Source organism: Streptococcus sp. CSL10205-OR2 (genome assembly GCF_025660655.1).
In the GTDB taxonomy this organism is placed as follows: Bacteria; Bacillota; Bacilli; order Lactobacillales; family Streptococcaceae; genus Streptococcus.
Window position 1 is genome coordinate 1 of the sequence record NZ_JAOTIN010000022.1, and the last position, 5,173, is coordinate 5,173.

Here is a 5,173-nt window from a genome sequence, read left to right on the forward strand (position 1 = left end):
TGGTTTTAGAAACTTTAACAACTTTAAAACAAAAATTCTCATCGCTTTGAACATTAAAAGGGAGAGAATCAATGTGATTCTCTCCCGATCTTGATGACTAGTCACCCACTACAGTTGACAAAGAGCCCAAAAATCAAGAGGCTGGAACATGAGTTCCTAGCCTCTTTCTTATTTATTCTTGTTAATTAGTTTGAAATAAAGAATCTAAGAGATTACTCATCAATCATTTCGCTTTTGACGTAAGCATCTACCAAACGCTCCGTTGCTTCAACAGAGTCAATATGACTACGCTCGTAAGAATGACTGGATTCTACCCCTGCACCGATAAGGGCGTGTCTTACTTCTGCTCCTGCTCGCATCGCTGCTGAAGCATCACTACCATAAAAAGGATAGATATCTAGCTTGTAAGGAATTTTCTTATCTTCAGCCAGTGCCACCATTTGCTGACGTAAGCCATAATGGTATGGCCCTGAAGCATCTTTGACACAGATAGAGACAGTATATTCATCCGTTTGCTGATCATCACCCATTGCTCCCATATCGACCGCTAAATACTCCACTGTCTTTTCAGGAATACTTGAGTTGGCACCATGTCCTAATTCTTCAAAAGAGCTAAAGTAAAAATGCGTGGTGTAAGGCAAAGTCACTTGCTCTTTTTGATAAGTTTTTAAGAGATTCAATAAAATAGCTGCTGAAATTTTATCATCTAAATGACGTGATTTGATAAAACCAGATTCAGTGACAATCGTTCTTGGATCAAAGGAGATAAAATCCCCAACTTCAATCCCTAAAGCACGTGTTTCTGCTTCACTGGTCACTTTTTCATCAAGACGAACTTCCATATTGGCTTGGTTACGTTCAGCACTGCCTGCGTCTTTATAAACATGAACACTGGTTTGATGCATTAAAATGGTACCAGAAATGGCTTTACCATTTTTACTCACATGGATGGTACAATTTTCGCCTTCAATCGCATTGTAAACAAAACCACCAATCAAATCCATCTTCAAACGCCCATCAGGTTTAATCGCACGAACCATTGCCCCCAATGTATCAAGATGAGCCGTCAACAAGCGATGTTTCTCATCATTTTCACCTGTTATGGTCACCATCAAGCCATCTTTTGGTGTTCTTTTGGCGGTATACCCCATTTTTTCCACTTCGGCTTGGACATAATCCATAATCTCGGTTGTATAGCCTGTTGGTGATGGAATGGCGGTTAATCTCTTAATATAGTTAACGGTTGGTGTCATTTTTTCTCCTTAAACTGTTTTCCCCTTATAAGTAAAGACCACATTTGGAAATTCATTTTCGGTGTCTTTATCTGCCATAAAGGCACTAGCATCTTTTTTAATCTGAACAAGGTCAATTCCCTGAGCCTTAGCGCCATAAACACAACCACAGTAGCACTGACGGTAGATATCATATTCAACGCACATCTCAACAGAACGTCTGTAGCCATTGTTTTTCTTTAAATCACTTGGTAAATACTGGGTTGTGTACAATTTTTGCACATCGATTCCCACCGCATTAATCACTTGTGAATTTTTGTGAGGACTGATAGTTAGGGCACTTCCAAAATAATCAAAACCTAGCTCGACAGCCTTTTGAGCAGTCGTGTCTAGCCGATAATCAAAGCAAACCTTACACCTATCGCCACCCTCAGGTTCATTTTCTAACCCGCGAACGACTTGTTTAAATTCGTTGGGTTGATAAGGCGCTGATAAAAATTGCACCGATTCACCTGTTTTGGCATTAAAATCATGGACAAATTTTTTAGTCACATAAGCTCTTCTTTCATATTCAACCTTGGGATGAATATTAGAATTGGTAAAATAAATAGTCACATCACAATACTGCGTCAGATATTCCAGCGTATATGTCCCACATGGTGCACAACAAACATGCATTAAAACATTAGGACGTTGGCCTTTTTTTTGCCAATCTGCCACCATTTTTTGCATGACGTGATCATAATTAATTTTTTGATTTGGATTAAGATTGTCCAAAATTTCTTGTAAATCAATCATAAGCTATCCTTTAATGTACTAATTTTTCTGAATGACTAGCTTTATCTATTATATCATATTGACATCACTTCGACTATAGGCGATAATAGGTCAAAACAGTATAGTGTCAGTCTTTTTTAAAAATTTTATTTCTCAAAACTTTTTATTTTTGGCTTAAAAATGATAAAATAGTACAATACAGAAAATATGTGAACATTATTGTTCAATTAGTAAGGAAAATCATATGCCTAAAGAAAGAAATTATTCCGGTCAAGATGTGGTCGTCTTGGCTGCGACATATATTAATCAAAAAGATGTCGCTCTTGTGCAAAAAGCGCTTGATTTTGCCACACAGGCACATGAAGGACAATTCCGAAAATCAGGTGAACCTTATATCATTCATCCTATCCAAGTTGCAGCTATCTTAGCGCAACTCCATTTGGATGCCACAACCGTAGCCTGTGGGTTTTTACATGATGTGGTAGAAGATACTGACTACACACTAGATGATTTAGAAGAAGCTTTTGGTAAAGATATCCGTATTATTGTTGATGGTGTGACTAAACTAGGTAAGGTCAAATACCGTTCACATGAGGAACAATTGGCTGAAAATCACCAAAAAATGCTAATGGCTATGTCACAAGATATTCGTGTCATCCTTGTCAAGCTAGCTGACCGTTTACATAATATGAGAACACTCAAACACCTTAGAAAAGATAAACAAGAACGCATTTCACATGAGACCATGGAAATTTATGCACCTCTTGCTCATCGTTTGGGGATTAGTCGAATCAAATGGGAACTAGAAGATCTCTCGTTTCGTTATATCAATGAACAAGAATTCTACAAAATCTCTCGCATGATGAGAGAAAAACGTAGAGAACGTGAAGCTCTTGTTGAAGATATCGTCAATAAAATCAACAAATACACCAAAGAACAAGGTCTTATAGGAGATGTTTACGGAAGACCAAAACACATTTATTCCATTTACCGAAAAATGCGTGATAAGAAAAAACGCTTTGATCAAATTTTTGATTTAATCGCCATTCGTTGTATTATGGAAACACCAAGTGATGTTTATGCCATGGTCGGCTATATCCACGAACTCTGGCGTCCAATGCCTGGTCGTTTCAAAGATTATATAGCGGCTCCTAAAGCTAATGGCTACCAATCCATTCACACAACCGTTTATGGACCAAAAGGACCGATTGAAATTCAGATTCGTACCAAGGAAATGCACCAAGTCGCTGAATACGGTATTGCTGCTCACTGGGCCTACAAAAAAGGAGTGAAAGAAAAAGTCAACTCCAAAGAAGCGACTTTTGGTATGCGACTCATTCAAGAAATCGTAGAACTACAAGACGATGCTGCAAATGCCAAAGACTTTGTCACTTCCGTCAAAGAAGATATTCTGGCAGAACGCATCTATGTCTTTACTCCAAATGGTGCTGTTAAAGAATTACCAAAAGACTCTGGTCCGATTGATTTTGCCTATGCCATCCACACACAAGTTGGTGAAAAAGCAACAGGTGCTAAGGTCAATGGTCGTATGGTTCCACTGACTGCCAAATTAAAAACAGGTGACGTTGTTGAAATTGTAACAAATAGTAATTCTTTTGGACCTAGTCGTGATTGGATTAAGATTGTTAAAACTAATAAAGCCAGAAATAAAATTAGGCAATTCTTTAAGAATCAAGATAAAGAGTTGTCTATCAACAAAGGACGCGAACTTCTTATTGAATGTTTCCAAGAACATGGTTATGTGGCCAATAAATTTCTTGATAAGAAACATATTGAAAAAATTCTACCCAAAGTTAGCTATAGTAGTGAAGAAGCACTCTATGCTGGGGTTGGATTTGGAGAAGTTAGTGCCTTAAGCATCTTCAATAAACTAACTGAAAAAGAGCGTCGTGAAGAGGAAAAAGCCAAAGCTGCTGCTGAAGCTAATGAACTTCTTAAAGGCGGTGAAATTAAACATGAACAAAAACCATCACAAGCCCTTAAGGTAAAAAGTGAAGATGGGGTGATTGTTCAAGGAGAATCTGGTTTGTTGATGAGGATTGCAAAATGTTGTAATCCAATTCCTGGAGATGATATTGCAGGTTACATCACTAAAGGCAGAGGAATTGCCATTCACCGTTCAGACTGCCAAAATCTCAAGAGCCAAGAAAATTATGAACAACGTCTCATTGAAGTCGAGTGGGATATGGCAAATGCCAACAAAGAATATCTTGCTGAAATTGATATTTATGGTTTAAATCGTGGTGGTGTCTTAAACGATATCTTACAAACACTGTCAAATAATACTAAAAATATTACCTCAGTGAATGCCCAACCAACCAAAGACATGAAATTTGCTAATATTCATATTGCTTTTGCTGTCAGCAATCTTACAGCACTAACTACAGTTGTTGATAAGGTTAAAAGTATACCAGATGTCTACTCTGTCAAACGAACCAATGGGTAAAAAAGATGAAAATTATTATTCAACGTGTTAAACAAGCATCCATTTCTGTCAAAGAAGAAACCATCGCCAAAATCAATACAGGTTTTCTGCTATTAGTTGGTGTTGGACCAGAAGATTCCAAAGAGGATATTGATTACGCTGTTCGCAAAATCATCAATATGCGCATCTTCTCTGATGAGAATGATAAAATGAATTTAGCTATTCAAGACATTAAAGGAAGTATTTTATCTATTTCACAATTTACCTTGTTTGCTAATACTAAAAAGGGGAATCGTCCATCCTTTACAGAGGCAGCAAAACCCGAACTGGCTAAACAACTCTATCAAGAATTTAATCAGAAACTGTCAGCATTTGTTAGCGTTAAAGAAGGTCTTTTCGGCGAAGATATGCAAATATCACTCATCAATGACGGACCTGTAACTATTATTTTAGACACTAAAAATAAATAAATTTTTAAAAACTAAAGATCAGTTTTGTTTTTACAAAACTGATCTTTGATATGATAAAACCCTCTGCCATATGTACTGACCCCCAAAAGTTGGAGATTATATTTTAATAAAGGATTGCGTCTCTGTATTGTACAGGACTCAGTCCTTTTAATTTTGTTTTGATTCGTTTGTGATTGTAATAGTCAATATAGTTTGAAATAGCCTCTGATAACTCTTCCAGTGAGTGAAACTCTTTCTCATAACCATAA

At 37.0% G+C, this 5,173-nt stretch carries 5 protein-coding genes; 2 read left to right on the top strand and 3 right to left on the bottom strand.

Features of this window, described 5'->3' with window-relative positions; all coding sequences use genetic code 11:
- Window positions 1-212: 212 nt before the first annotated feature.
- Together N7659_RS07865 and N7659_RS07870 are read right to left on the bottom strand one after the other, a co-directional pair.
- A complete protein-coding gene (locus N7659_RS07865) occupies window positions 213-1,253 on the bottom strand; it encodes a M42 family metallopeptidase (RefSeq protein WP_263276604.1) in 1,041 nt (346 codons plus the stop codon).
- Between the two features lie 9 nt (window positions 1,254-1,262).
- Window positions 1,263-2,030, bottom strand: coding sequence for an epoxyqueuosine reductase QueH (locus N7659_RS07870; protein WP_263276605.1), 768 nt, complete (start codon window positions 2,028-2,030; stop codon window positions 1,263-1,265).
- 223 nt (window positions 2,031-2,253) lie between these two features.
- Here N7659_RS07870 and N7659_RS07875 point away from each other — a divergent pair, with 223 nt between their 5' ends.
- Window positions 2,254-4,476 (top strand): RelA/SpoT family protein, encoded by a 2,223-nt coding sequence (locus tag N7659_RS07875; protein WP_263276606.1) that lies wholly within the window; start codon window positions 2,254-2,256, stop codon window positions 4,474-4,476.
- Window positions 4,477-4,481: 5 nt separating this feature from the next.
- Window positions 4,482-4,925, top strand: coding sequence for a D-aminoacyl-tRNA deacylase (dtd, locus tag N7659_RS07880; protein ID WP_263276607.1), 444 nt, complete (start codon window positions 4,482-4,484; stop codon window positions 4,923-4,925).
- 103 nt (window positions 4,926-5,028) lie between these two features.
- Here the strand turns inward: dtd and N7659_RS07885 are convergent.
- Window positions 5,029-5,173 (bottom strand): IS3 family transposase (locus N7659_RS07885; RefSeq protein WP_263276608.1); only part of this gene is annotated, 145 nt, incomplete at its 5' end.

What these genes read in the sequence shown, in the direction of transcription:
- N7659_RS07875 (WP_263276606.1), top strand. Translation starts at nt 2,254, where the DNA reads ATGCCTAAAGAAAGAAATTATTCCGGTCAAGATGTGGTCGTCTTGGCT.
- N7659_RS07870 (WP_263276605.1), bottom strand. Translation starts at nt 2,030, where the DNA reads ATGATTGATTTACAAGAAATTTTGGACAATCTTAATCCAAATCAAAAA.
- N7659_RS07865 (WP_263276604.1), bottom strand. Translation starts at nt 1,253, where the DNA reads ATGACACCAACCGTTAACTATATTAAGAGATTAACCGCCATTCCATCA.
- dtd (WP_263276607.1), top strand. Translation starts at nt 4,482, where the DNA reads ATGAAAATTATTATTCAACGTGTTAAACAAGCATCCATTTCTGTCAAA.